25 protein-coding genes are annotated in these 26,804 nt (G+C 61.9%); 9 read left to right on the top strand and 16 right to left on the bottom strand.

The window, feature by feature from the left end; genetic code table 11:
* Window positions 1-6 precede the first annotated feature (6 nt).
* The 9 genes from CQ002_RS08585 to CQ002_RS08545 all read right to left on the bottom strand — a co-directional run bounded on the left by CQ002_RS08585 (window position 7) and on the right by CQ002_RS08545 (window position 8,214).
* Entirely contained in the window at window positions 7-390 is a 384-nt protein-coding gene (locus tag CQ002_RS08585; protein WP_034105326.1) for a response regulator, read from the bottom strand.
* Window positions 375-1,724, bottom strand: coding sequence for a HAMP domain-containing sensor histidine kinase (locus tag CQ002_RS08580; RefSeq protein WP_069023825.1), 1,350 nt, complete (start codon window positions 1,722-1,724; stop codon window positions 375-377). The genes CQ002_RS08585 and CQ002_RS08580 overlap by 16 nt, the downstream gene beginning before the upstream one ends.
* A gap of 194 nt (window positions 1,725-1,918) precedes the next feature.
* The gene (locus CQ002_RS08575) at window positions 1,919-3,289 is read right to left on the bottom strand and encodes an ATP-binding protein (protein ID WP_034105322.1); all 1,371 of its coding nucleotides are present in this window, start codon (window positions 3,287-3,289) and stop codon (window positions 1,919-1,921) included.
* Window positions 3,286-3,948, bottom strand: a complete 663-nt coding sequence (locus CQ002_RS08570; RefSeq protein WP_034105320.1) for a response regulator — start codon at window positions 3,946-3,948, stop codon at window positions 3,286-3,288. Before CQ002_RS08570 ends, CQ002_RS08575 begins: the two co-directional genes overlap by 4 nt.
* Window positions 3,949-3,960: 12 nt before the next feature.
* Window positions 3,961-4,605 carry a tetratricopeptide repeat protein gene (locus CQ002_RS08565; RefSeq protein WP_034105318.1) on the bottom strand — a complete coding sequence of 215 codons (645 nt, stop codon included), beginning with the start codon at window positions 4,603-4,605 and terminating at the stop codon, window positions 3,961-3,963.
* Entirely contained in the window at window positions 4,602-5,411 is an 810-nt protein-coding gene (locus tag CQ002_RS08560; RefSeq protein WP_105162170.1) for an SDR family oxidoreductase, read from the bottom strand. The genes CQ002_RS08565 and CQ002_RS08560 overlap by 4 nt, the downstream gene beginning before the upstream one ends.
* Window positions 5,398-6,072 (bottom strand): TenA family transcriptional regulator, encoded by a 675-nt coding sequence (locus CQ002_RS08555; RefSeq protein WP_098466500.1) that lies wholly within the window; start codon window positions 6,070-6,072, stop codon window positions 5,398-5,400. Before CQ002_RS08555 ends, CQ002_RS08560 begins: the two co-directional genes overlap by 14 nt.
* Window positions 6,069-7,547, bottom strand: coding sequence for an AMP-binding protein (locus CQ002_RS08550; protein ID WP_098466501.1), 1,479 nt, complete (start codon window positions 7,545-7,547; stop codon window positions 6,069-6,071). The genes CQ002_RS08555 and CQ002_RS08550 overlap by 4 nt, the downstream gene beginning before the upstream one ends.
* The gene (locus tag CQ002_RS08545) at window positions 7,537-8,214 is read right to left on the bottom strand and encodes a thermostable hemolysin (RefSeq protein ID WP_105162171.1); all 678 of its coding nucleotides are present in this window, start codon (window positions 8,212-8,214) and stop codon (window positions 7,537-7,539) included. The genes CQ002_RS08550 and CQ002_RS08545 overlap by 11 nt, the downstream gene beginning before the upstream one ends.
* A gap of 181 nt (window positions 8,215-8,395) precedes the next feature.
* Between CQ002_RS08545 and CQ002_RS08540 the strand changes: the two genes are divergently transcribed.
* From CQ002_RS08540 to xylB, 6 genes are all read left to right on the top strand, one after another.
* Window positions 8,396-8,938: a cytochrome b gene (locus tag CQ002_RS08540; protein WP_098466503.1), complete on the top strand. Its 543-nt coding sequence runs from the start codon at window positions 8,396-8,398 to the stop codon at window positions 8,936-8,938.
* Window positions 8,939-9,102: 164 nt separating this feature from the next.
* Window positions 9,103-10,635: a sugar ABC transporter ATP-binding protein gene (locus CQ002_RS08535; RefSeq protein ID WP_069023824.1), complete on the top strand. Its 1,533-nt coding sequence runs from the start codon at window positions 9,103-9,105 to the stop codon at window positions 10,633-10,635.
* The gene (locus tag CQ002_RS08530) at window positions 10,628-11,605 is read left to right on the top strand and encodes a hypothetical protein (protein WP_034105304.1); all 978 of its coding nucleotides are present in this window, start codon (window positions 10,628-10,630) and stop codon (window positions 11,603-11,605) included. Before CQ002_RS08535 ends, CQ002_RS08530 begins: the two co-directional genes overlap by 8 nt.
* Before the next feature lie 34 nt (window positions 11,606-11,639).
* Window positions 11,640-12,572 (top strand): ABC transporter substrate-binding protein, encoded by a 933-nt coding sequence (locus CQ002_RS08525; RefSeq protein ID WP_034105302.1) that lies wholly within the window; start codon window positions 11,640-11,642, stop codon window positions 12,570-12,572.
* 21 nt (window positions 12,573-12,593) lie between these two features.
* The gene (locus CQ002_RS08520) at window positions 12,594-13,595 is read left to right on the top strand and encodes a LacI family DNA-binding transcriptional regulator (protein WP_098466504.1); all 1,002 of its coding nucleotides are present in this window, start codon (window positions 12,594-12,596) and stop codon (window positions 13,593-13,595) included.
* 7 nt (window positions 13,596-13,602) lie between these two features.
* Window positions 13,603-15,063 carry a xylulokinase gene (xylB, locus tag CQ002_RS08515; protein WP_105162172.1) on the top strand — a complete coding sequence of 487 codons (1,461 nt, stop codon included), beginning with the start codon at window positions 13,603-13,605 and terminating at the stop codon, window positions 15,061-15,063.
* Between the two features lie 139 nt (window positions 15,064-15,202).
* On the opposite strand, the gene CQ002_RS08510 is transcribed toward xylB, so the two are convergent.
* Window positions 15,203-16,051 (bottom strand): NmrA family NAD(P)-binding protein, encoded by an 849-nt coding sequence (locus CQ002_RS08510; RefSeq protein ID WP_034105296.1) that lies wholly within the window; start codon window positions 16,049-16,051, stop codon window positions 15,203-15,205.
* A gap of 99 nt (window positions 16,052-16,150) precedes the next feature.
* Window positions 16,151-16,591, bottom strand: coding sequence for an Lrp/AsnC family transcriptional regulator (locus tag CQ002_RS08505; RefSeq protein WP_034105294.1), 441 nt, complete (start codon window positions 16,589-16,591; stop codon window positions 16,151-16,153).
* Between the two features lie 109 nt (window positions 16,592-16,700).
* On the opposite strand from CQ002_RS08505, the gene CQ002_RS08500 reads away from it, so the two are divergent.
* A complete protein-coding gene (locus CQ002_RS08500) occupies window positions 16,701-17,603 on the top strand; it encodes a DMT family transporter (RefSeq protein ID WP_069023819.1) in 903 nt (300 codons plus the stop codon).
* Here the strand turns inward: CQ002_RS08500 and CQ002_RS08495 are convergent.
* From CQ002_RS08495 to fabF, 3 genes are all read right to left on the bottom strand, one after another.
* Window positions 17,581-19,560, bottom strand: coding sequence for a U32 family peptidase (locus CQ002_RS08495; RefSeq protein ID WP_098466508.1), 1,980 nt, complete (start codon window positions 19,558-19,560; stop codon window positions 17,581-17,583). The two genes, CQ002_RS08500 and CQ002_RS08495, sit on opposite strands and share 23 nt — an antisense overlap.
* A 70-nt stretch (window positions 19,561-19,630) precedes the next feature.
* Window positions 19,631-20,011 carry a RidA family protein gene (locus CQ002_RS08490; RefSeq protein ID WP_010210464.1) on the bottom strand — a complete coding sequence of 127 codons (381 nt, stop codon included), beginning with the start codon at window positions 20,009-20,011 and terminating at the stop codon, window positions 19,631-19,633.
* 64 nt (window positions 20,012-20,075) lie between these two features.
* Window positions 20,076-21,344, bottom strand: coding sequence for a beta-ketoacyl-ACP synthase II (fabF, locus tag CQ002_RS08485; protein WP_105162173.1), 1,269 nt, complete (start codon window positions 21,342-21,344; stop codon window positions 20,076-20,078).
* 107 nt (window positions 21,345-21,451) lie between these two features.
* Here fabF and CQ002_RS08480 point away from each other — a divergent pair, with 107 nt between their 5' ends.
* Together CQ002_RS08480 and CQ002_RS28700 are read left to right on the top strand one after the other, a co-directional pair.
* Window positions 21,452-21,940 (top strand): helix-turn-helix domain-containing protein, encoded by a 489-nt coding sequence (locus tag CQ002_RS08480; protein WP_034105285.1) that lies wholly within the window; start codon window positions 21,452-21,454, stop codon window positions 21,938-21,940.
* A 115-nt stretch (window positions 21,941-22,055) separates the two neighbouring features.
* On the top strand, window positions 22,056-23,411 hold the full coding sequence (locus CQ002_RS28700) for a PAS domain-containing methyl-accepting chemotaxis protein (RefSeq protein WP_105162174.1): 1,356 nt from the start codon (window positions 22,056-22,058) through the stop codon (window positions 23,409-23,411).
* Between the two features lie 54 nt (window positions 23,412-23,465).
* On the opposite strand, the gene CQ002_RS08470 is transcribed toward CQ002_RS28700, so the two are convergent.
* Entirely contained in the window at window positions 23,466-24,788 is a 1,323-nt protein-coding gene (locus CQ002_RS08470; RefSeq protein ID WP_069023815.1) for an OprD family porin, read from the bottom strand.
* A gap of 587 nt (window positions 24,789-25,375) precedes the next feature.
* Window positions 25,376-26,245: an oxaloacetate decarboxylase gene (locus tag CQ002_RS08465; protein WP_034105279.1), complete on the bottom strand. Its 870-nt coding sequence runs from the start codon at window positions 26,243-26,245 to the stop codon at window positions 25,376-25,378.
* Window positions 26,246-26,804: the final 559 nt, after the last annotated feature.

The raw sequence follows: 26,804 nt of genomic DNA, 5'->3' as shown, positions 1-26,804 counted from the left end.
GAGGACTCATATAAGAGGGCGGATGTGCTGTTGCAGCAATGTGTCGATCACTTGGTACAGCTCTTTGTAGCGTAGCGGCTTGATGATGTAGGCGTCGCAGCCGGCCAGGCGGGTCTTTTCGCGGTCCTCTTTCATCGCCATGGCCGTCAGGGCGATCACCGGGATGTGCGCGGTGAGCGGGTCACACTTGAGCAGCGCGGTGGCGGCCAGGCCGTCCATGCCTGGCAGTTGGATGTCCATCAGGATCAGCGCTGGCTGTTGTTCGCGGGCCAGGGTCAGGCCGGTTTCGGCATCGGGAGCCCACAGTACGCTGTGACCCGCATTCACCAGCAACAGGCGCGCCAGGCGCATGTTGGCTTCATTGTCTTCGACGATCAGGATGTTGGCCATGCGGCCTCCGGCGCGCGGTGCAGCGGCAGCCAGGCGACAAATCGCGCGCCCTGGCCCTCACGACTGGCCACGGCGACGCTGCCGCCATGCAGGTCGGTCAGGCGCTTGACCATCGCCAGCCCCAGGCCGGTGCCTTCGAATTTGCGCGCCAGGCTGCTGTCGATCTGGCTGAATGCCTTGAACAGCTTGCCCATGTCGTCCTCGGCAATCCCTATGCCCGTGTCGCTGACGCTCAGTTCGAGGAACTGCTGATGGGGGCTGTCTGGCAGGTCGAAGCTGTAAACCGGCCAGTCGCCTGCAATATGCCCGACCTGTTCGCGGGCCACTTCGCGTACCGTCAGCGTCACTGAGCCTGCGTGTTCGCTGAACTTTACGGCGTTGGCCAACAGGTTGTAGACGATCTGCTTGGTCTTGCGCAGGTCCAACTCCAGGCAGCCGAGGTCCTCGGGGCTTTCCAGTTTCAACTGGATGCGTTGCAGTGCGGCTTTTTCGCGCACGATCAGCAGGCTGTTGGCCAATAACCCCGCCAATTCCACCGCCTCAAGCTCAAGCTCCATCATCCCGGCCTCCACCTTGGAAAGGTCGAGGATGTCGTTGATCAGCGACAGCAAGTGCTGGCCGCTGGTGAAGATATCGCCGATGTATTCGCGCTGCGTGTCACTCATGTCGCCGACCAGCCCATCCTTGAGTGCCTCGGAAAAGCCGATCACTGCATTCAACGGTGTGCGCAGTTCGTGCGACATGGTCGCGAGGAATTCGGATTTCATGTGGCTGGCGTGTTCCAGCTCCAGGTTCTTTTCTTCCAACGCCCGCTCGAAGCCTTTGCGCTCGGCTTCTTCCTGCTTGCGCGCGGTGTTGTCGGTACCGATCAGCAGGTAGCCGATGATGGTGTCATGCCGGTTGCGCAGGGCGGTGACCGACACCATGGCCGACAGGCGACTGCCATCCTTGCGGATATAGGTCAACTCGTAGATGTCTTCGATGCCACGGGAGGCCTTGAACACCAGGGCTTCGAAACCCGGCGTGATCGGCGTTTCCAGCTCGAGGCTGAGGGCGGCGGCGCGGGTAATCAGCTCGACAGGGTCGGAAATGTCGGCAGGGGTGATGCGGTTGACCACGTCGGCGGCGGCATAGCCAAGCATGCGTTCGGCGCCGACGTTGAAGATCTGGATGACACCTTTCTCGTCAGTGGCGATGCTCGAGAAGTAGGCGCTGTTGAAGATCGCGTCTTGCAGGGCGCCGGTCTTGAGCAGGGTTTTCTGCCGTTTGAACTCGACGATTTTTTCGGCGCGTGATTGCAGTTCAGGTGAGGTACCGATGACTGGTTTGTCCACTGCGTAGCGTTCCGTGCAGATCGGGCCCGGACGCGTCGATGACACGGCCGCAGAGCATGCTCACAGAAAATCGCTGGAATGCGATCAGGAGGAGATGAGGTCCTTGGACAATAGCAGATACCGTGCCTCGCACGGTACGAATACACTCAAACGGATGGGTGTCGGTACCGGGCGGCGTGTAGCCTGCGAACGGCTTACCCATCCACAGGTATTTCCAGGGTCGCTCTCAGGCCACCGGATGCCAGGTTTTCCAGGTGCACCCGGCCGCCGAGGTGTTGGGCGATGGTGTGCACGATGGTCAGCCCCAGGCCAGCGCCTTCGGCATTGCCCCGGCTGTAGAACAGTTCGAACAGGCGGTCGCGCTCGCTCTCGTCGATGCCTGGTCCCTGGTCATCCACGGTCAGTACGAAGTGTTTGGCGACCTGGCCCAACCTCACGGTGATGACCCCGTGTTCCGGAGAGAAGTTTGCCGCGTTGGTCACCAGGTTGGTCAGGGCAATGTTGATCGCGCCAGCATCGGTCGTCACGCGGCAGGGGGCAGCGTCGGCGTCGAACACCAGTTCGAGGCCTTTGCTCAGCAACCAGGGTGTTAGCTGGATCAGTGTTTCGCGCACGGTTATCGCCAGGTCGATCGTCTGTACCGTCAGTTGCCCGGCGCTGGGTTCCAGGCGTGCCATGGTCAGCAATTGGTTGACCAGGCGGCTGGTGCGGTCGACGCCTGTGATCAAAAAGGCCAGTGACTCACGCCGTTCGGCTTCGGTGCCGGCTTCCTGCAGGTTTTGCGCGTGCACCCGCAGAACCGCCAAGGGCGTGCGCATTTCGTGGGCGGCGTCGGCAATAAAGCGTCGCTCACGGCCGAGCATTTCCTGGATCTGCGCCAGCATGCGGTTCAACGCCGCCTGCATCGGCTCCAGCTCCGTGGGCAAGGGCGTCAATTGCATCGGCTCCAGTGAGCCGGAATGTCGGGCCCGCAACGTGCTGGCCATATCGGCCAGCGGCTTGAGCCCCCAGCCGATGGCGAGCCAGACCATTGCTGCCAGGACCAGGCTACCCAACACGTTGGGCCACAAGGTATGTCGCACGATCCGCTGCACCAGGTCGGAGCGCACGTCGTCGCGCTCACCCACCCAGATGCGCAGGCCATTGTCCTTGTCCTTGAGCACGAAACCGCGCCATTGCCGGCCGTTCAGGTCGTCTATATTGCTGTACCCCGGTTGTGCGGGGGGCGTGGCGAATGACGGGGCGCTGGCGGTAAACACCAGCAGTTCGCCTTTTGGGTTCCACACCTGGAAAGCGATCTTGCTCTCGTAAGGGTGCCCGTCCACCCGGGGCATGGCCTCGCCCAGGGCTTTATTGAAGGCGCGATACAGGTCCGCCTGGTCTTTGCTGGCCAGTGGCATGCTCATGACCCCTTGGAGCAGGCGCGCGTTCTGCGCCAGTTGTGCATCGTAGACTTCGGCAATTTCGTGGTTGCTGTCATGCAGGTTCAGCACGCTGATCACCAGCAAACCGGTGAGCAGCAGGCCGATGATCAGCGTCAGGGTGCGCCGCCGGATCGAGGTCATCGGTGCTCCTCCACCAGGTAGCCAACGCCGCGAATGGTACGGATCAGCTCGCTGGAAAACTTCTTGCGCAGGTGATGGATATGCACTTCCAACGTGTTGCTTTCGGCTTCTTCGTTCCAGCCGTAAAGCAACTGCATCAACTGGTCACGGGTCATGACACGGCCGGGCGGTGACAGCAATTCGTGCAGCAGTTGATATTCCTTGGGGGTCAGCAACACCGTTTGGCCATGGTAACTGACGTGCTGCGTGCTCGGGTCCAGGCAGATGCCCGCGTGTTCGATCACCACCCGTGCACGGCCGGCGCTGCGGCGCAGCAGCGCGCGTAGGCGCGCCTTGAGTTCGGCCAGGTCGAACGGCTTGATCAGGTAGTCATCGGCACCGGCATCGAGCCCGGCGATGCGGTCCTCGGTGGCATCGCGTGCGGTGAGGATCAGCACGGGCACGGTGGCGCCGCTGTCGCGCAGGCGCCGAAGCACTTCCAGCCCGTCCATGCGTGGCAGTCCCAGGTCCAGCACCACGGCGTCAAAGGTTTCGCTGAGCAGGGCGTGCAGGGCACTGCTGCCGTCTTGCAGCCAATCGACGGTGTACCCTTCGCGAACCAGCGCCTGGTGAATACCTTCCCCCAGCGCCACGTCATCCTCGATCAGTAATAGGCGCACGCAGACTCCTTGTCAGCTGAGTTTTTTAGTGGTGTCGGCCAGCAGGCTTTCGATCTCTTTGCGCCGTCCGGCATCGGCTGTTTCCCGACCGGGGCGTGGCGCGGCCAGCAGGGCTTTTTGCAGGGCATCGCGGGCTTCGCCATAACGTTTTTGTCGGTAGAGGTGGTCACCCCAGAAGTACAGACTATCAATGCCCGTCGGGTTGAGTTGCAAGGCCTGTTTGAGCAACTGCTCAGCCTTGTCAGCATCGCCGAAGCCGATCGGCCAGCCAGGTACGCGGTCGTACAGGGCCGCCAGGCTGGTGTAGGCCGAGCCTTGCAGGGCCTTCGGATCCAGGGCGAGCGCGTTTTCCAGGTCAGCCTTGGCCGCCTTGACCTTGCTCAAGGCGCCGAGCCCGCCCTGGGCGCCAGCCCAGCTGCTGGTGACAATCCCCGACCAGATCCACGCCTCGGCGGCCTGTGGTCGGGCCTGTGTGAATGCTGTTGCCTGGGAGGCCAGCCGTTCGAACGCTTGGGTACGCTGCTCCTCCGGCAGGTTGTACTGGATATGGGCCCAGCGCGTCTGGATATCGTTCAGGCGCTGCTGGTCGGCGGCGTCCAGCGCCCAAGTGAAGGGGCTCAGAGCACTGAGCAGCAGCGCGGCAACTAGTCGTTTCATGGGTTCAGGTCCTTATTCGCGGGTTTATTGCTGAAGCGGCGTATCAGCGGCAGTTGTTTACGCAAACCGCGGTCAACCAGGTTTGGCAACACGCTGTTGAGCTTTACGAAGAAGCGTTCTGGCCAGCCCAGGTAAAGGTCGCGACGTTCGTTGGCAATTGCCTGGACCACCGCAGACGCTACGGTGTTCGGGTCGTCGACGTTGGACTTGAGCGCATCATTCAAGGCCTGCGCCGCTGGACTGTTCATCTGGGTCCGGGTCGCGCGCGGCGCCACGTACAGTACGCCGACACGCGTGTCAGCCAGCTCCCGGCGCAAGGCTTCGGAAAACCCGCGCAAGGCAAACTTGGTGGCGCAGTACGTGGCGTAGCCGGGGTAACCGATAGAGCCATAGGTCGAGCCGACATTCACGACCATGGCGCTTGGTGCCTGCTTGAGCAGCGGCAGCAGCAGGTTCGTCAGGCAGATGGGTGCGCCGATGTTGAGCGCCAGCATGCTGTTGATTTCGTCATCGTCCAGCTGTTCGAGCATGGCAAAGTGGTTGATGCCGGCGGCGTTGATCAGCAGGTTGACACCCCCAATGGCTTCGGCGGCGGCCAGCACTTTACGGCGGTCGGCGAGTACGGTCAGGTCGGCACCTATCCAGCACAGTTGCTGCGGGTAGCGTTCAAGCAAGCCCTCCAGCGGCACACGGTGACGAGCGACGGCCAGCACCTGCGCACCACTGGCGCACAGGGCAGTGGCGATGGCCAGGCCGATGCCACCGCTGGCACCCGTCAGCACTACGCGGGCGTCAGATAGGCGCATGGAGCGCCTCCCCGATACGCGGCAGGCTGCGAAACATGTCGGTGTAGAGGGCGTACACCACTTTGGATGCGCGGATTACCGCAGCCTGGTCGTCGGGGTCTTCCAGGCTGTTCATCAAGTGGCGATAAGTGTCCATGTGGCCGATGTCCAGGGACCCGTGCGAGCTGAGGTAGCTGAAGGCTGTGGCCGGCAGTTGCAGGCGCTCACGGATGCTGCCAGCCGCATGGGTGGCAAGGGCGATGCTGGTACCTTCCAGCACGTTGACCATGCCGAACAGGCCGACCGGGTTGTCACGGGCGATCAGGTCGTAGAGGTAACTGACCATCAGCTCGATGGGCAAACCCGGGCGGCCGTCCCGCACCGCGTCCTTGTCACCGCCACAGGCGGCGATGTCATTGAGCACCCATTGCTCATGGCCATATTCGTCCTCGATGTAATCGCAGACGGCCTTGCGCAACCATTCCAGGCGGGTTGGCAGGCGTGCACCGCAGCCCATCATCAATGGCACGGTATGCCGCACGTGGTAGTAGGCCTGGGTCAGGAACGCTCGGTAGCTTTCCAGGCTGACCTGGCCTTCCAGGGCATCGCGAATGATCGGCAAATTGAACAGCGCCTGGCGTTCCTGTTGGGTGGCTTCTTGCAGTGTGTCGAAAAAATTCACGATGAGGTTTCCTCGGTGAGTGCAGGGGCAAGTTGGGCTTGATAACGGGCGACGATGGCATCACGCCGTGGGCGACCATTGGCGGTGAGCAAGCCATTGGCGGCGGTAAAGGGTTCTGCCAGGCGCGTCCAGCGATGCACCTGGGCGTAGTCGGGCAGGCCGGTGTTGGCCTCGGCCACGGCGGCGGCCAACTGGGCATCGCTGCAGTCGGTACGCAGTGGCCAGAGCAGGGCGTGGTTTTCCGGCAGGGCTTCGCCATAGACGAACGCCTGGGCGATGGTGTTGCCCTGGGTCAACTCGGCCTCGACCCAATCCGGGTTGACGTTGCGCCCGTAACTGGTGACGAACTGATGTTTCTTGCGGCCCTTGAGGTAGAGAAAGCCGTCCTCATCAATGTCGCCGAGATCGCCCGTGGGCCACCATTGTTCGGGTTGGCCGGGCTGGTCCAGATAGCCGAGCAACGTCGACCCCTTGATCAAGACCTCATCGTCTTCGGCCAAGCGGATTTCAACATGCGGCAGCGGCCGCCCGACACTCCCGGGGCGCTGCGCCTCGGGGCGATTGAGGCACACCACAGACGCGCATTCCGACAGTCCGTAACCTTCATAGACCGGCATGCCCAAATGGTGGGCGCGTTGCAGCAAGGACCGGGACACGCGTGCGCCGCCGACGGCGGCAAACCGCAGGTTCTGTGGGCTGAAGGCGTTCTGCTCGGCGGCGATCACCAGCATCAACAACAATTGCGGTACGAGGATCAGGCTGTGGGGCTGGCGTGTCGCCAGGCAACCGAGTAATTGCGCGGCGTTCACGGCACTGGCGCCTTGGATACCCAGGCGCTTCTGGCTGGGCAAGCTCAAGGTGGCACCGGCATACAGCGCCGCGTAGCAGCCGAGGTTTTCCAGCAGTATTGCAATGGGTAACAGCGCCAGGTGATGGCGTGGGTCAGCGGAATGGCTTGCCTGGTATAACTCGCGAGCCACCCGCAGCAGGCTGTCGGCGCTCAGGCAGACGCCCTTGGGCGCTCCAGTGGTGCCGGAGGTAAACGTCACCTTGGCGGTGCCCGAAGGCATGGCAGGCTGATGGTCAAAGGTGCGGCACCAGAACTCGCCGTTCTGACAGTAACCGCTGGCCAGCAGTTCTGCCTCCAGGTAGGGCTCGGCGATTACCCGTTCGGCGTGACTCTGTTCCAGGCAGTGGGCACGCTGGGCGGGGCTGAAGAACGGCGGTAGTGTCAGGCAGGTCAGCCCTTCGAACAGTACCGCAAGGTCCCACAACATGGCGTCGACGCCGTTGTCCAGAGCCAGGGCCACCACCTTGACGCCTTCCTCGCGCAGGCGCTCCTGTCGATACGCCACTTCGGCGAACAACGAGGCGTAGTCGATCTTCAGCGTGTCCCCCCACAGGGCGACGGCGCCATCGTTGCGTTCGGCATGGCCGCGCAACACGGCGTGGAAACGGCGGGTTTCAGGCGACATGGCTGGCGTCCTCGAGGGTGGTTGGCAACCCCAGGCGCGCGAACAGGCCCATGTTGCGCAAATGGATGAAGCCGGCGCGGATGTTGCCGACATGCACCCAGGGTTGGCTTTCGTAGTAGCTGCCCCAATGGTGGCGATCATCGCCGAGGCGCTGCGGGTCGGCCGCACAGAGGGTGACGGGCTTCAAACCCAGGCGATGGAAACTGTTGACCAGGCCGATGTTGCCGGTGAACGCCACCCACTCCAGGCCGCCCATGGCGAGCAACCAGGTAATGGCGATGATGCTCAGGCGTGCACTGCCGGTATCGCTGGCTGCGAGATTGCCGACTTCGGCGATGGCGCTGCGCTCCACAGGGTGTTCGGCGGCGGCACTGATCAGTGGATCGATCGCATGGTCCAGATACCGCTCCAGGAACAACCGCTCGACACTCGCCAGGCGTACGCCAGCGACGGCGCACAGGTCGCCGTTGGCCTGGCTCACGCCAAATAACTGCGGCATGAAATGGCGAATATCGGCACCGTGCGCGATGCGAAAACGGTGTTGGATATACGCCTCGAAAGCCGGTCGCTGAGGGTCGTGGGGCAGGGCGCGAGCCAGGCGCAACGGTGCGCTGTCGGCTTGGCCAAACAGCAGTGGCAATGGAATGTTCCAATCGATATCGGGCATTGGCGTTGCGCCTCCCCAGTGAAGTTGGGAGGAGTATCAAAGGCATTTCTTAACGAAGTCTGAAGGTGACGAAAAATCGGCGCATTGCCGACCTTCAGATTGGCTTAAGACTCCTAGGGCAGGGTGGCGCCGACGCTTTCAGGCCGCGTGAGGCCACCCTCCTGCACAAGGTATCTTTTCCATGGACAACTCCCTGATGACGCAGCGCTATGCAAGGCTGTCGATGACCCTGCACTGGCTGATGCTGGCGCTGTTCATAGGCGTGTATGGCTGTATAGAAACCAGAGGCCTGTTGCCTCGGGGCCACGCGCTCAAGGGCGTGTTACTGGGCAGTCACGCACTGTTCGGCATGGGCATTTTCCTGCTGGTCTGGCTTCGCCTGTTGGGGCGCCTGGCGAAGCGGCCACCGATCGTGCCGCGCCCACCCGCCTGGCAGGCGGGTGTATCGCAGCTCATGCACCTGGCGCTGTACGGCCTGATGATCGTGACGCCATTGCTGGCGTGGATGATGCTCAATGCTGCCGGCAAGCCGGTGCCTTACTTTGAATTCGCATTGCCCTCGCTGGTGGCACCAGACCCGGACCTGGCCAGGCAGTTCAAGCACTGGCATGAGTGGCTGGGCAATGCCGGTTATGCATTGATCGGCCTGCATGCAGCAGCAGGATTGCTCCACCATTACTGGGTCCGCGACAACACGCTCATGCGCATGCTGCCAAAACGTTAGAAAGGGGGGAATAGCCAATACGATGCTTGATGAAACGTTTCACTAGTCGACAAACGGAAGAAGCAAGCGCTTGCGTAAGCAAATGTATCTGATTAGAGTCGGTGGCAATCGGCTCTGATCCAAGGGGCCCGAATACAAAAATAATAAAATCCAGGAGCTCATTCATGAGCCTTGAACCCTTGCTTGAGATGCAGGGCATCAGCAAAACCTTCAATGGTTTGCGCGTGCTCAAGAATGTCGGCCTGAAAGTCTACCCCGGCGAAATCCACGCCTTGATGGGGGAGAACGGCGCTGGCAAATCGACGCTGATGAAGATCCTCTCTGGCGCCTACCAAGCTGACCCCGGCGGTGAAATCCGCATTGCTGGTCAGCTCGTTCCCTCCTTCGACCCCGCTACCGCCAAAGCCCTCGGCATTGCCGTGATTTACCAGGAACTGAGCCTGTGCCCGAACCTGAGCGTGGCTGAGAATATTTACCTGGGCCGCGAACTGCGGCGGGGCTGGACCATCGACCGCAAGGGCATGGAGGCCGGTTGCATCGAAGTGCTGCAGCGCCTGGGTGCCGAGTTCACTCCGGCAACGCGGGTCAGCAGCCTGTCGATTGCCGAACGCCAGTTGGTGGAAATCGCCCGCGCCCTGCATGCCCACGCCAAGATCCTGGTGATGGATGAACCCACCACCCCCTTGTCATCCCGCGAGACCGACCGCCTGTTCGCGCTGATCAAACAGCTGCGCGGCCAGGGCCTGGCGATCATCTATATCAGCCATCGCATGGCCGAGATCTATGAATTGTCGGACCGCGTGTCGGTGCTGCGCGACGGCCAATACATTGGCGAACTCACCCGCGATGCGCTGTCGGCCGAAGTGCTGGTAAAAATGATGGTGGGCCGCGACCTGTCGGGTTTCTACAAGAAGGAACATGCCGCGTATAACCCCGGCAACGTGGTAATGCGGGTGCGCGACATGGCCGATGGCAAGCGCGTACGCCACTGCAGTTTCGACCTGCACGCCGGTGAAGTGCTGGGTATTGCCGGCCTGGTCGGGGCAGGGCGCACCGAACTGGCGCGCCTGATCTTTGCCGCCGACCCACGCACCTCGGGCACCCTCGAAGTGGTCGGCAAGCACGTCACCCAATTGCGCACCCCGGCGGATGCGATTCGCGCCGGGGTCGTCTACCTCACCGAAGACCGCAAGGCCCAGGGCCTGTTCCTGGACATGAGTGTGGCGGACAACATCAATGTCTGCGCCTGTGTACCGGATGCCCACGCTGGCGGCGTGCTGGACCGCGGGCATGCGGCGCAACGCGCCACGGATGCGATCAAGTCGCTGTCGATTCGCGTGGCGTCGGGCAAGGTCAATGTCGGCGCCTTGTCTGGCGGCAACCAGCAGAAGGTGCTGCTGGCACGGCTGCTGGAGGTCAAGCCGCACGTGCTGATCCTCGACGAGCCCACACGCGGCGTGGACATCGGCTCCAAATCCGAGATTTACCGCATCATCAATCAACTGGCCCAGGCCGGCGTCGGCATCGTGGTGATCTCCAGCGAGCTGCCGGAAATCATCGGCACCTGTGACCGCGTGCTGATCATGCGCGAAGGCCAGTTGGTGGCTGAAGTCGGCGGCGCGTCGGGCCAGGTTATTTCCCAGGAACGCATTATTGACCTCGCCACCGGTGGCGATCAGGTGGTTGCCCATGGCTGAGTTGAATGTTGCTACAACCGGTAAAGCTGAACGCGCACGCGAGTTGATGCGCACGGTCGGCATGTTGCCAGTGCTGATCCTGTTGCTGGTGGGCTTTGCCCTGGCCAGCGAGAACTTCCTGACGGTGCAGAACCTGTCGATCATCACCCAGCAGGCTTCGGTGAACGTGGTGCTGGCGGCGGGCATGACATTTGTGATCCTGACGGCGGGGATCGACCTGTCGGTGGGCGCGATCCTCGCGGCCTCGGCCGTGGTGGCGTTGCAGGCGTCGATGTCGCCACAGTTTGGCATGTTCGGGATTGCCGCCGGCATTGGCTTCGGGCTGTTGCTGGGGCTGGTCAATGGCGGGTTGATCGCCTTCATGCGCTTGCCACCGTTTATCGTCACCCTCGGTGCGCTGACGGCCATGCGCGGCCTGGCGCGCCTGCTGGCGGACGACAAGACCGTGTTCAACCCGGACCTGCCGTTTGCATTTATCGGCAATGATTCGATCCTCGGCGTGCCCTGGCTGGTGGTGATCGCCGTGGCGGTGGTGGCGCTGTCGTGGTTCATCCTGCGCCGCACGGTGATGGGCGTGCAGATCTATTCGGTGGGCGGCAACCCAGAGGCGGCGCGGCTCTCGGGCATCAAGGTGTGGAAGGTGCTGCTGTTTGTCTACGCCATGTCCGGTGCGTTGGCCGGGCTGGGGGCGGTGATGAGCGCGTCGCGCCTGTTCGCCGCCAATGGCCTGCAGCTGGGGCAGTCCTATGAACTCGATGCGATTGCCGCAGTGATCCTGGGCGGCACCAGTTTTACCGGCGGTGTCGGCACTATCGGTGGCACGCTGATCGGTGCGCTGATCATCGCCGTGCTGACCAATGGCTTGGTACTGCTTGGCGTCTCGGATATCTGGCAGTACATCATCAAGGGCATCGTGATCATTGGCGCGGTGGCGCTGGATCGGTATCGCCAGTCCGGTGCGCGGACCTGATTTCACTCCTACAACAATCACAAGAGAGACCCGCATGAAACTGACCCGCATGTTTCCCGTCATTGCCTTGGCCGCCCTGATGTCCCACGTCGTCGAAGCCCGCGAGTTGAAAGCGCTCGGCATCAGCATGGGCTCGCTGGGCAACCCGTATTTCGTGACCCTGGCCGATGGCGCCACCGCTCGTGCCAAGGCGCTCAACCCCAACGTCAAGGTCACGTCGGTGTCGGCCGACTATGACCTGAGCAAGCAGTTTTCGCAGATCGATAACTTCATCTCGTCCAAGGTCGACCTGATCCTGATCAACGCCGTCGACCCCTCCGCCATGGCCTCGGCGATCAAGAAAGCCCGTGATGCCGGGATCGTCGTGGTGGCGGTGGATGTGGACGCCAAGGGCGTGAACGCCACCGTGCAGACCGACAACGTCGAAGCGGGCAAGCTGGCCTGTCAGTACCTGGTGGACAAGCTCTCCGGCAAGGGCAATGTGATCATTCAGAACGGCCCGCAAGTCACCGCGGTGACCGACCGCGTCAAAGGCTGCAAGGCCGCGTTGGCCGGCGCACCGGATATCAAGGTGCTGTCCGATGACCAGGACGGCAAAGGCTCGCGCGAAGGCGGCCTGAACGTGATGCAGGGTTACCTGACGCGCTTCCCGAAAATCGACGGCCTGTTCGCGATCAACGACCCGCAAGCCATCGGCAGTGACCTGGCGGCCAAGCAGCTCAAGCGCAGCGGTATCATCATCACCTCGGTGGACGGTGCGCCGGATATCGAGAACGCGCTGAAGACCGAATCGCAGATCCAGGCATCGGCCAGCCAGGACCCTTGGGCCATGGCGCAAACCGCGGTGAATGTCGGCAATGACATTCTCAACGACAAAGCCCCGGCTGAAGCGGTTACCCTGCTCACGCCAAAATTGATCACCCGTGACAACGTCGCTACGTACAGCGGTTGGTCGAGCAAACATTGATTCACTGAAGGGGAAAGCGTCGTGGTCACCATGGATGACGTGGCAAGCCGGGCGGGGGTGTCGACGTCGACGGTTTCGCACGTGTTGAACGGCACCCGCAAGGTCAGCCCGGCGACGGTGCTGGCGGTGCAGCAAGCGATCCAGGCGCTGGGTTACATCCCCAACACCCTGGCGCGTTCGCTGGCCCGCTCGAGCACCAGCACGATTGGCGTGGCGATTTCGGCGCTGTCCAACCATTACTTCAGTGAGACCGTGCACGCGATTGAAACCGAGTGTGCCAAGCACGGTTACATGATGCTGTTTGTCGACACCCACGACGACCCGGAGCAGGAGCTGCGGGTGGTCACGGCGCTGCATCACCGGCGGGTGGATGGGATATTGCTGGCACCGTCCTCCGAGTCCAAGGCGCTGGAGTACCTGCAGGCCAATGAGGTGCCTACGGTGCTGGTGGACCGCATGATGAGCGCGCAATTCGACCAGGTCGGGGTGGAGAATACCCAGCCGACCCAGGCCTTGGTTGAACATCTGATTGCCCATGGTCACCGCCGGATCGGCTTTATCGCCGGGCGTGAGGGGTTCAGCACCACCGACGAGCGCGTTGCCGGCTATCGGGCTGCGTTGCAGGCGGCGGGGCTGGCGTTTGATCCGCAACTGCTGGTCAACGGCGGCTCCAATACTGAGCCCGCCCGCCAAGCCACGGTGCAGCTGCTCGGCTTGGCGCCACCGCCCACGGCGATCATGGCCGGTAACAACCTGATGACTCTCGGCGCCATGCAGGCGCTGCGTGACGCCCGCATCGACGTGCCGGCGCAGATGGCCCTGGTGGGCTTTGATGATTTTGACTGGGCGGATTTTTTCGTGCCGCGCCTGACCTTGATCGCGCAGCCGGTCCAGGCCCTCGGCGCCCAGGCCGTGAACCTGCTGTTGCAACGCATGGCTTCGCCCGGCGCGCCAACCCACAGCGTGCGCCTGACGCCGACCCTGCAAGTACGTAACTCATGTGGCTGTATTGGATTGGAATGACCCCCGTATGAGCAACCCTGTTTCCCTCGGCATTGACCTCGGCACCTCGGAACTCAAGGCCATTTTGATGGACCTCGACGGCAAGGTGCTGGCCCACGCCGGCGTGCGTCTGACTGTGTCGCGGCGCCACAGCGGCTGGTCAGAGCAAGCGCCGGAAGCCTGGTGGCAAGCGTGCGTGCAGGCGCTGACCGAGTTGCGCGGGCACGCGGCGTTCGCCCAGGTGGCCTGTATCGGGCTATCCGGGCAGATGCACGGCGCGGTATTGCTGGGGGCGGATAACCGCGTGCTGTACCCGGCGATCCTGTGGGACGACTCCCGCGCCATCGCCGAGGCCGGGCAGTTGGGCGCGGCCTTCGCGCACGTTACCGGCAGCTTGCCGATGGCCGGGCTGACTGCGCCAAAACTGCTATGGCTGCAACAGCATGAGCCAGAGGTGTTCAAGGCCATCGACTGTGTGTTGTCGCCCAAGGATTACCTGCGGTTGCGCCTGAGCGGTGAGCGTGTCAGCGAGATGTCGGATGCTGCCGGTACGTTGTGGCTGGACGTGGCCCGGCGTGAATGGTTCGCCCCTATGCTGGGCGCAACGGGCCTCGCGCCGGAGCAGATGCCCAGGTTGGTTGAGGGCGGCGCCGCCAGCGCTGTGTTGACGGCGCAGGGGTTGGGCTTGTCGTCCTCGGTCGTGATCGCCGGCGGCGGTGGTGACAACCCGGTAGCGGCTGTGGGTATTGGGGCGATCAATGCGGGCGACGGGTTTATCACCCTGGGCACCAGCGCGGCCATCGTCGCCATCACCGATCATGCTGCCGGCAACCCCGCGAGCGCGGTGCACAGTTTCTGCCATGCATTGCCTAACCGTTGGTACACCATGGGCGCCATGTTGGCGGGGGCCAGTTGCCTGCGCTGGGTCACGCGACTGACGGGCACTGCGGATGAGCAGACCTTGCTGGACCAGGTGACCGCACAATTGCCGATCACGCAGGCAGTGCCGCTCGGCACGCCCTTGTTCCTGCCCTACCTGGCGGGTGAACGCACACCGCATAACGACCCGCTGTTGCGCGGTGGTTTCATGGGCCTGGGCCATGACTGCACACCCGCGATGCTCGGTTATGCAGTGATGGAAGGCGTGGGTTTCGGCCTGTTGGATGCGTTGCACGCCGTACAATCAGCCGGTGCCGACGTGGGGGCCTGCGCATTGGTAGGCGGCGGGGCGCGCAGCGCGTATTGGGCGCAGTTACTGGCCAATATCCTGCAGCGTGAAATCTTCACCTTGCACGGCAGTGAGTTGAGCGCGTGCATTGGTGCGGCGAAGCTGGGGTTCCTGGCGATTGGCCAAGGGGCGGCGTTGGTGCAGGCGGGGATGCCGGTGAAGGCGCGGTACGTGCCGGATGCTGGGCAGCACGCGGTGTTGGAGGCACGTTATCGCAAGTTCCGGGGTTTACTGGGAGCAGCCCAGGCATTGCACGACTGAACGACGAGGCTTGATAGGGGGGAGCGGGACCGCTACCTGACGGTAACCCCGCCCTCCAAAAAAGTGGGAGCTGGCTTGCCTTCGATGCCGGCGACTCGGTACATCAGGTAGGTCGGGGCCGAGTTGTTCGGTGGCAGGTTCAGTGGCTCAGTTCACGCAAGACTGTCAGCAGCGTCGTGTTGCCCTTGAGCACTTTGTCATGCTCGAAACAGATCCAGCCCTCGTTGAACCCATCCACCATGCGCATGCGGGGCATCGGGTTCTGTGCGCCCTGTGCACGCAGCAGGGTTTCCCAGGTATCGCGCGCGACCACTTCGGCGCGTACGTCGCGTTGCAGCAACTGGGCCAGGGTGCGGGCGATGTCGTTCGGGCTCACCCATTCGCCTTCCAGTTCCACCACGCGTTGGCCTGTCCAGTCTTGCTGCAATAACTGTGCGGCCACTGCGCCGATGTCCGCCGTGGCGATCATTGGCACGGCCTTGTCCAGCGGCTGCAGGAAGCTGTGGATCACTCCTGTTTCACGGGCGGCGATCACGTCGTACAGCGCATTCTCCATGAACCAGGCCGGGCGCAGGAAGGTAACAGGCATGTCGAGTGCGCCGAGGGCTTGTTCCATCAAGGTGCGCTGGGTCAGCAGGTTGAGCGGCTCGGCCTGGGCACCAATGGTCGACAGGCACAGTACCTTCTTCGGCCCTGCGGCCTGCAGCGCCTGGCTGACGGCACTGATCACCGCGCGGGCTTCGGGGAAGCCAGGCAGAGGATCGAAGCCTGGTGGCGGCAGGATAAACACGCCAGTCGCGCCCTTGAACGCGGCGGTGAGCGCCTGGGCATCTTCCATGTGTGCAAACGCCACGTCGCAACCCTGGTCAGCCCAGTAGGCCGCCTTGGTTGCATCGCGCATGACCGCGCGAACGGGTTGGCCCGCCTTGATCAGGGTATGCGCCAGGGCGCCGCCGACTTTGCCTGTGATTCCGGTAATGACGTACATGAGCTGTTCACCTGTTGTTCTAAAGAGTGGAGCCAGGATAAATACCGCCCAGTCGTGACAGAATACCTATTCAGGCACCGCGCTGATGACGCGCAATCACTAATCCCCCAAGGGTGGCAATCGGCGTTTCACCGGGGTTTTCTTGACGATGGCCGTGTTGGTTTCGGCGTAGGCGTTAAGCCGGTCGAGCAAGCTGTCCAGATGGTCCATGGTGCGCACATGCAACCGTGCGATGAAGCAATCATCGCCGGTCACCTTGTCGCACTCGGTGAATTCGGGGATCGCCTGGATCTGCCGCTCCACCTCGTGCAACTTGCCGGGCAGCGGGCGGATGCGCACGATGGCTTGCAGCAGGTAGCCGAAATGCCTGGGGTCGATGTCGACGGTGTAGTGGGTCAGCACTCCGCGTTCTTCAAGACGGCGAAGGCGCTCGCCGACACTGGGCGAGGACAGCCCCGTGATGCCCGCCAGGGCCTTGAGAGACAGGCGCGAGTCGTCCATCAAAGCGGCGATCAGTTGCTGGTCGATGGTGTCAATCATGGTATTCGCCTAATAAGTAAAGGTAATCCAGGCGTATGGCCTATTTTAGTCGCTGGAGCCGGTCGCAAGCAGATTGCCATAATTGAGCCTCACTTGAGGAGCCTCAAACATGGACACATCCATCCGTCGCGGGTCGTGGGAAATGATCGCCGCCATGCTGATCTCGGGCACCATTGGCTGGTTTGTACTGGTGTCTGGCGTGTCGGTGATCGAAGTGGTGTTCTGGCGCTGTGTAATCGGCGGGCTCACGTTGTTACTGGTGTGCGCGTTGCTCGGTTACCTGCGCCTGGACCTGCTCAGTTGGGCCAAGCTCGGCCTGGCGATGCTCAGTGGCGTGGCGATTGTGGGCAACTGGCTACTGCTTTTCGAATCCTATTCCCGCGCGTCCATAGCCATCAGCACGGCGGTGTACAACGTGCAGCCGTTCATGCTGGTGATGCTGGCGGCGTTGTTCCTGGGCGAAAAAATCACCGTGCAGAAACTGGCATGGCTGAGCGTGGCGTTCCTGGGGATGCTGGCGATTGTCACCGCCCACGGCGATCAACACACCGGCGACGATTACCTGGTAGGCATCGCATTGGCGCTGGGCGCGGCGTTCCTGTATGCGATTGCGGCGCTGATCATCAAGCGCTTGAAAGACGTGCCGCCGCATCTGATGGCGTTGATCCAGGTGAGCACCGGCGCGCTGTTACTGGCACCAATGGTGCCGTGGGATAGCCTGCCGGCCACGACCAACGCCTGGGCGGCGTTGGTGACACTTGGCGTGGTGCACACGGGTTTGATGTATGTACTGCTGTACGGCGCGATCCAGAAACTGCCGACCGCCCTGACGGGCGCACTGTCGTTTATCTACCCGATTGCGGCGATCTTCGTCGATTGGATCGCCTTCGGGCATCGCCTGGGCTGGCTGCAATGGCTGGGGGTGGTGGCTATTCTACTGGCGGCCGCCGGGTTGCAGCGGGGCTGGTGGTGGCCCCGCGTTCACAAGGTCAGTGCGTGCCCTGAAAGATGATGTTTTCCGGGTTGAAATGCTCGACCACGCTGCCCGGCTGCGGCAGACCGAGGATATGCCCCTTGATCTTGCCAACCACGTGCATCTCGCAGGGCTTGCAGTCGAACTTCAGGGTCAGCACTTCATCACCATGAATCAGTTGCATCGGCGCAACCTTGGTCTTCACGCCCGTCACGCCCTTGGCCTGTTTGGGGCACAGGTTGAACGAGAAGCGCAGGCAGTGCTTGGTGATCATCACCGGGACTTCACCGGTTTCTTCGTGGGCTTCGAAGGCGGCGTCGATCAGCTTCACCCCGTGACGGTGGTAGAAGTCGCGGGCTTTCTGGTTATAGACGTTGGCCAGGAACGACAGGTGCGCGTCCGGGTAGACCGGTGGCGGCGAGGTCTCGGCCTTGCGCCCACCGCGTGGGTGAGCGGCTACGCGCGCAGCGGTCAGCGCTTCGATCACTTCGCGGCGCAGCGCCTTGAGCTGTGAGTTGGGGATGAAGAACGCTTGCGGCGCATCCAGCTGGATATCGGTGGCGTGGTACTCGGTAGTACCCAGTTGGCCGAGCAGGTCGCGCAGGGTATCGAGCGCCTGTTCCGGCTTGTTGGCCACACCGAACGGGCCGGGCAGGGTGACGCTGGCGCTGATGCCTTCTTCGCTGGTGGCGATCACTTCAAGCTGCTCTTCACGCAAGCGTGCGACCCAGGCCAGGCCGATACGGCGCTCGGCCGAGGTCTTCAGCAGCGCTTGTTGCCAGTTGTGGTCGAGGTTGCGGTTGAGCGGGTGGTTCGGACGCAGTTGATGCAGGCCGACCGGCATTTCGTTCGGCTCGACGCGGTAGCGGTAGCGCTTCTCGCCGTCTTCTTCGAACTCGCCTTTAGGCTCGGCGATGTTGGCGCGGAAGCCGACCACTTCGCGCTTGACCAGCACGTTCAGGCCATCGCCGTTGGACAGCGGCTCATGGGTGACCACCTGCAAGTCGCGCTTGCCGGCTTTTTCCACCACACCCACCGGCAGGCCGGTGAAGGTCGGGGTGTCGAAGGCGCCGATATCGATCTTGCGGTCGCTGACGAAATAGTCGGTGCTGCCACGGTGGAAGGTCTTTTCCGGGTCGGGCAGGAAGAAGTGCGCGGTGCGGCCGCTGGAGGCACGGGCCAAATCCGGGCGGTCTTCGAGGATCTCGTCGAGGCGCTGGCGGTAATAGGCGGTGATGTTCTTCACATAGCCCATGTCCTTGTAGCGGCCTTCGATCTTGAACGAACGCACGCCGGCTTCGACCAGGGCGCGCAGGTTGGCGCTCTGGTTGTTGTCTTTCATCGACAGCAGGTGTTTTTCAAAGGCCACGACGCGGCCTTGGTCGTCCTTCAGCGTATACGGCAGGCGGCACGCTTGGGAGCAATCGCCACGGTTGGCGCTGCGGCCGTTCTGCGCGTGCGAGATGTTGCACTGCCCGGAGAACGCCACGCACAGGGCGCCGTGGATGAAGAATTCGATGGCGGCATCGGTTTCGTCGGCGATGGCGCGGATTTCCTGCAGGTTCAGCTCACGGGCCAATACCAGCTGCGAGAAACCGGCCTGGTCGAGAAACTTGGCGCGGGCCAGGGTGCGAATGTCGGTCTGGGTGCTGGCGTGCAGCTCGATGGGCGGAATATCCAGCTCCATCACGCCCAGGTCTTGCACGATCAACGCATCGACGCCGGCGTCGTAGAGCTGATGGATCAGCTTGCGCGCGGGTTCCAGTTCGTTGTCATGCAGGATGGTGTTGATGGTGGTGAAGACGCGTGCATGGTAACGGCGGGCGAATTCCACCAGTTGAGCGATGTCGCTCACGTCGTTGCAGGCGTTATGGCGCGCGCCGAAGCTCGGGCCGCCAATGTAGACGGCGTCGGCGCCATGCAGGATAGCCTCGCGCGCGATGGCGACATCGCGGGCAGGGCTGAGCAATTCCAGGTGATGCTTGGGCAAGGACATAGTTTTTTTAGTCAGGCTTGTCACGGTTGAGACGCGCATTGTAGCTGTGAAATGCCTGACCGGCACCCACTCAGGCTTGAGCGGCCATCGCAGTGACTTCGACGCGCATGCCGTCTACTGCCAAAGCAGCTACGCCAACCGCCGCGCGTACAGGCCAGGGCTTGGCAAAGAAGCGTTTGTAGACCTCGTTGAAAGCGGCGCGGTCGGCCATGTCCGTCAGATAAATGGTCAAGTGCATCACCCGGTCCATGGAGCTGCCGGCTTTTTCCAGGGCGACTTTCAGGGCTTGCAGGGTGCATTCGCTTTGCTGGGTGATGTCGCCCAGTTCCAGGCTACCATCGGCTCGGGTTGGAATCTGGGTGGACACCAGGATGCCGTTGAAGCCGATCACATCCGAAGAAATCGAGTCGGCATCGGGATCGGGGGTGTAGTGCAGGTCGTGGTTGGCCATGGGCGCCTCTCGTTGGCAGGTTAAGAAAGGCGCCATGGTCCCTGAAAATCACAGCACGGGCAAACTACCCCCAGCGGCGGAACAGCACGCTGGCGTTCACGCCGCCAAAACCGAAGCCATTGGACAGCGCGTATTCCATCGGCATCGACCGGGCTTGGCCACGCAGCATGTCCAGGCCATCGGCGAGGGTATCGGGGTTCTCCAGGTTGAGTGTCACGGGCGCCACCTGGTCGCGCAGGGCGAGTACGGTAAAGATCGCTTCGATACCGCCTGCAGCCCCGAGCAAGTGACCGGTAGCGGACTTGGTCGAGCTGATTGCCGGGCTGCCGTTGGCACCAAAGACCGTTCTGATCGCGGCCAACTCACCCTTGTCACCCACTGGCGTTGAGGTGGCGTGGGCATTCAAGTACTGCACCGCAGAGGCTTCTATTCCTGCCTGGCGTAATGCCTGCAGCATCGCACGTCGTGCACCGTCGCCGTCTTCCGGGCCGGCGGTCATGTGGAAGGCGTCGGCACTGGTGCCATAGCCGACCAACTCGGCAATCGGCTGCGCACCGCGCGCCAGGGCGTGCTCCAACGCTTCGATGACCAGGATGCCGGCACCTTCGCCCATGACGAAACCATCACGCGCCTGGTCGAATGGCCGTGACGCCAGCTCCGGTCTGTCATTGAAGTCACTGGACAAGGCGCGCGCTGCCGCAAAGCCGGCCAGGCTGACCCGATGAATCGCCGCTTCGGCACCGCCGCACACCGCCACATCGACTTCACCGGCGCGGATCATGCGCGCAGCGTCGCCGATGGCCTGCACACCTGCCGCACAGGCGGTCACCGGCGCGCCCAGCGGCCCTTTCAAGCCGTAGTTGATCGACACATGCCCGGCGGCCATGTTGCTCAGGAAGGAGGGGATCGTGAACGGCGACAAGCGCCGTGGGCCCTTGCTGTCGGTGGTACGCACCGCATCGGCAATCGCCGGAAAGCCGCCCACGCCCGAGGCGATGATGGTCGCGGTGCGTTCCTGCTCGTGCGCGGTCTTGGGTGCCCAGCCGGCCTGCTTCAAGGCTTCATCTGCCGCTGCCAGGGCGAACAGGATGAAGCGGTCCATCTTGCGCTGTTCCTTGGCCGCCAGCAGCCGGTCGGGGTCGAAGCCGGCTTCGGGGTCCTGCAGCACGCTCTGTACCTGGCCGCCGATGCTCACGGCCAGGTCGCCGATCAGTGTTTGCGGCAGGCGACGAATGCCCGACTGGCCGGCCAGCAGGCGTTGCCAGGTTGACTCCACGTCCGCGCCGAGGGGCGTCAGCGCGCCCATGCCTGTCACAACGATGCGTTTACTCATGATCAATCGACTCCGGTTGCGGTGAGGGAACAGACCCTATGGACGTCACTATCATAATGAAAGTAACATGGGGGCACGCAAATTTGCACTGCCACACAGGAGCCGCCATGCAACGCAAGTCCCTCACCCGCGACGAATGCCCCATCGCCCGCAGCCTTGACCGGGTAGGGGAGTGGTGGAGCATCCTGATCATGCGCGATGCACTGCAGGGCCTGCGTCGGTTCGATGAGTTTTCCCGCAGCCTGGGCATCGCGCCCAATATGCTCACGCGCCGCCTGAACGCCTTGGTGGAGGCGGGGATGCTGGAGCGCCGCGCCTACAGTGAGCGGCCGCCGCGCTACGAATATGTGCCGACGCCCAAGGGCGAAGATTTCCGCATGGTGCTGATGTCGCTGTTGGCCTGGGGCAATCGGCACTACGCCGTGGAGGGCACCAGTGTGGAGTTGGTGGAACGCGAGACAGGCTCGCCGGTGCAGCCGATGTTGGCCCGTGCGGATGGGCAGTGCGTACCGCTTGACCAGTGCGCGTTGCAGGCCGGTCCGGCGGCCAGCCCCGGCATGCGCGAGCGCCTGGCGTCGCTTGATGCAAAACGCTGACCGCGCAAGTCGTTGACGCCAGAAAATAATCCCTGCAGGGCGCGTAAAGTCGCGTATTTCCCAGCCGATAGCGAATCGAGACACAGGGTTTCTCCGCACGGCTGAGGGTACGTCCATGTTCAACACAGCACTCAAGACAGAACTGTCGGCCAGGACGGCCGAAGTCACCGAGTACAAAGGACTGATCGCCGCACTGGAACGCTCAATGGCCGTGGTCGAATTCGACCTCAATGGCAAGGTGCTGCGGGCCAACGACAACTTCCTCAAGACCCTGGGTTACAGCGCCGGTCAATTGGCCGGTAAAACCCACCGTGACTTTTGCTTGCCGGCGCTGACCAGCAGCTCGGCCTACAGCCAGTTCTGGAGTGATTTGAAGGCGGGAAAATTTGTCTCCGGCACCTTCAAGCGTGTGGACAGCAGCGGCAACACCGTCTGGTTGGAGGCCAGTTACAACCCGGTGCTGGATGAGCGCGGCCAGGTGCTCAAAGTGGTTAAGTACGCGCTGGACGTGACCAGTAAGGTCGAGCAAGAGGCAGCCACCCGCAGCAAGCTGACGGCGCTGGACCGGGCGATGGCGGTCATCGAGTTCGATTTGAGCGGCCAAGTGCTGGACGCCAACGCGAATTTCCTCAACGTGATGGGGTACACCCTGGCGGAAATCAAAGGCAAACAGCACCGTCTGTTTTGCGAGCCGGCGCTGATCAACAGCACTGAATACGCCGACTTCTGGCGCCGCTTGAACAACGGCGAATTCTTCACCGGGCAATTCAAGCGCGTGGGCAAGCACAGCCGTGTGGTATGGCTGGAAGCCAGCTACAACCCGGTGTATGACGGCGACGGCAAGCTGATCAAGATCGTCAAGTTCGCCAGCGACATCACCGAACGCGTGGAAAAATTCGAAGAAGACTCGCGAGGCGCATCGCGGGCCTACCATATTTCCTCCGAGACCGAGCGCTTTGCCGAGCATGGCACCCAGGTGATCCAGGAGACTGCCAGCGAAATGCGCCGCATCGCTGACAACATCGGCGCCTCCGCGCGCCTGGTGGGGCAACTGGGCGATCGTTCCGAGCAGATCACGGCCATCGTCAACACCATTCGCGGTATTGCCGACCAGACCAACCTGTTGGCGCTCAACGCGGCCATCGAGGCTGCGCGTGCAGGCGACCAAGGACGCGGCTTTGCGGTGGTGGCCGACGAAGTCCGGCAACTGGCCGGGCGCACCAGCCGCTCGACAGCGGAAATTGCCGAGATGATCGGCATGATCCTCTCGGAAACCCGCGACGCGGTGACCAGCATGAATGCCACCCAGGAGGGCGCGCAACGCGGTGTCAGCCTGGCCGATCAGGCAGGGTCGGTGATCCTGCAGATTCGCACCAGCACCAGCGATGCGGTGCAGGCGGTGAGCATGTTCGCGTCGAAACTCGACGAGTCCGAGGTCATTCCCAAGACGGCCATCGGCTGGGTAGGTTAAGACTCTTCTCCCTGCAGGCGCGAGCAGGCTCGCGCCTGCAGGGAGTGCGGCGTTTCAGAGCAGGGTAAACGGGTAGTCGACGATCAGGCGCAGCTCATTCAAATCACCATCGCGCTGGTCGGCGTTCGACGCGACGATCGCATCGCGCACGCGCAATGACAGGTTTTTCGCCGGGCCGCTCTGGATCACGTACTTGGCTTCCAGGTCGGTCTCGTGGTGGGCGCCATCGGCACCGTAGTCACCCACGTAGGCGCTGTGGTCGGGTGTGTGGGTGCCATTGATGTCCGAGCCATTGATATAGCGCGCCATGAAACTCAGTCCCGGCACGCCATAACTGGCCACATTCAGGTCATAGCGGATGCCCCAGGACTGCTCGCCCGGGCCGTTGAAGTCGCCCCACTGGACGGAGTTGGCCAGGTACACCGAATCACCGCCTTCGCCTGCGCCGTTGTTGCCGGTGCCGATGTAGTCAAACGGTGTGTCGCCATGCACCTTCTGGAACGACAGCGTCAGCGTGTGCGCTTGCAGGAACGAGTAGGCCGCCGCCACCGAATACGTGGTGTTGTTGATGGCCCCGGCCTTGGCGCTGCCAGTGTCGAGGGTGCGGTACAGGTTGCCGTCCAGCGCCAGGGACTGGTCATGTGGCAACGCGATCACATAGTTGAGGTTGGTGTAGTACTGGCGCCAGATATCTTCCAGCTCACCGGCATACAGCGTTGCGCTCAGGGACGGTGTGAAGGTGTATTTGCCGCCGACGAAGCTTGCACTGTTGGCGGCGACGTTGGCGTAGGTGGCGTAGATATCGTGGTCATGGTTGCTCGTCATGCCGCTGTTGGTGCTGGTGAAATGCCCGGCCTCCAGGTCCAGGCCGGCGATTTCGCTGCTGGTCAGGTCGAAACCGGTGGCGGTCTGCGGCAACAGGCGCGTGCCGCCGGTGGCGAACACCGGCGCGGTGGGCTGCATGTCACCAAATTTCAGTTGGGTCTTGGAGATCTTTATCTTCACTGCCGCGCCCACCGAACCGTAGGCATCTTCGGGATCGCCATGCCGATCGGTTGGCAGGTTGCCCGTGCCGGCGTCCGCGTGGGTGGCATCAAGTTTCAGCCCGCCGTAGGCGTAGGCGTCCACGCCGAAGCCGATGGTGCCCTGGGTGAAGCCCGAGGCGTAGTTGAGCATCGCGCCCTGGGTCCAGTCGATGTTATCGGCACGGCCGCCCTCGCGATTGCGGTTCATGTAGTAGTTGCGCAACAACCCGGTGACGCTGCTGCCCTCGATAAACCCCTTGGCATCCGCCTGGTCGCTGACGGACTCGGCAAATGCCATCTGGCTGATACCGGCACACACCGCCAGCGCTAACAGGCTCGACTGTTTAATCATGTTATGACTTCCCCGGATAATGAACGCGCGCGCAGAGACACCGCACTTATTGGATGGCGCACAAAGATGTTTGGGCAGGTGGTTACAGGTGAGCGATTACGGTTTTTATTGTGTTCGGCATGGTTGCCGAGGCTGATTCTAAGCACAGTCGACGTGGCCTGCAGCCCGGCAATGGATGAAACTCGATTAATTAAACTTCACTCTATTTAAGCGGCCGCAGGTGTAGCGTTGGCCCTGTCTTAGCCGCTCTGCTTCGACAAAATCCTTTGGTTGCCGCCGCAGATTCTGCGGCGGATTTTTTTTGCGTCGCGCACGCGGCAAACATGAATTTTCATTTCACTTAGTTGCTCGTGCGTCGACTATCAGAAATAACAGGTGCGGGAATGTATCGATCAGTTGTTGCCATGCGCGTTTGATCAGCACCCGGAATGTCGACGCCCAGGCCGAGCAGTGGCTGGGGAGGAGGGCAGTGCTGGCTTCAAATGTGATGTGCCGGTGGTTGCCGGGCGGTTTGGAAGGTCTTGTCGACCAGGGCGCCGCGAGTGAAAGGAAGGAGGGGCGTTGCACCCCTCGTTCCGGTTTGAGTTTTACTCTTTGACGTCCATGAACTCTTCAGCCCAGGCCACGTAGCTTTCCGGCAAGGTATACGTGTGGGTCAGCTCGGTGGCACTGAGGTTATCGGTGCTATGGGTCAACTGGCGCTGGGCGCGCAGGCTGTCGTAGGTCGCCTTGATCGCGGCGAAGTAAGCACCGTGGCCGGCAACCACCACGCGCACGCCGAGGCTGGCCAGACGCTGGGCGTCGTTCAGTTTAGGGTTGCCATACGTCACCAGCATCAGCGGCACCGTGAGGTTCTCCGCGATTTTCTCCAGGTGCTCGAAATCAGCCACGCCGACCATGCAAATCCCATCGGCACCGGCTTTTTGATAAGCCTGGGTGCGCTCGATCACGGCTTCGGTCGGCAGCACGCCGGCGTTGGTGCGGGCAATGATCGACAGCTGCGGATCAACACGTGCCTCCAGCGCAGCGCGAACCTTCCCGATGCCTTCGTCGATGGAAATCAGGTCAGTGGACTTGCGCCCGAATTGCGCCGGCAGCAACGTGTCTTCAATGGTCAACGCGGCCACACCGGCACGCTCAAGCTCCTCGACCGTGCGCATCACATTCAGCGCGTTACCGTAGCCGTGATCGGCGTCGGCAATGAACGGCAACTGGGCGACACGACCGATGCGGGTAGCTTGCTCAACGAACTCACTCAGGGTGATCAGCGCGAAATCGGGCGCGGCCAGTACCTGCAACGAAGCCACGGAGCCACCGAGGATGCCGACTTCAAAACCCAGATCAGCAGCGATACGCGCCGACATCGGGTCAAAGACGGACGCGGTTTCAACGCAGGTTGGGGTGGCAAGCAATTCACGGAATTTGCGGCGCAGGGCTGAGTGAGAAATCTTTGGCATGGGCTTTCCTGGTTCTGGTCATCGTCTTGTGACGATCAATGTCTATTCGTGGTGGTGCGAGATTAACATGCAGGCGAGCCAGGGATGATGACGTTTCAGCTGTAAGGGTCGTCAGATAAGTGGAATTGCATAACTATATGAATTGGTTGAGAAAAAATAGACGCGATCGACATAGAGTGGAATTTTTTATGGATTTTCCACCGATTGGCTTAAAAATATGGCGTTTCCACTAATTGTCGAAAATATTGACAGCCCACAATTGCCTACGACCCCCATCGTTCAAAATGGGGGGGGGTAAATTTTTAGAGTTTTTTGGAATTAAAATCCACATCATCTGCTTGTGATTCAAGTCTGAGATTTTATACGCCTCGTAGCATGTTGAAAGCTAAGCAATTAATTTATATATGAATAGATCACGCGCAGGGGGGCGAGAAAGTTGAGTAGGGTCAGCGGGAGAAGACGAAATTAATAGCTTCAAAAAATTAAGAAAATGACCCTGAAATCACATCAATAATGACCCCATTCGAACAATTGCGTATTCGTTTCGCACATGATTTCA

Source organism: Pseudomonas sp. MYb13, from assembly GCF_002980075.1.
GTDB classification, from domain to species: Bacteria; Pseudomonadota; Gammaproteobacteria; order Pseudomonadales; family Pseudomonadaceae; genus Aquipseudomonas; species Aquipseudomonas lurida.
Note: the sequence above shows the minus strand (reverse complement) of the source record. Positions and strands in the feature narration are given on the sequence as shown.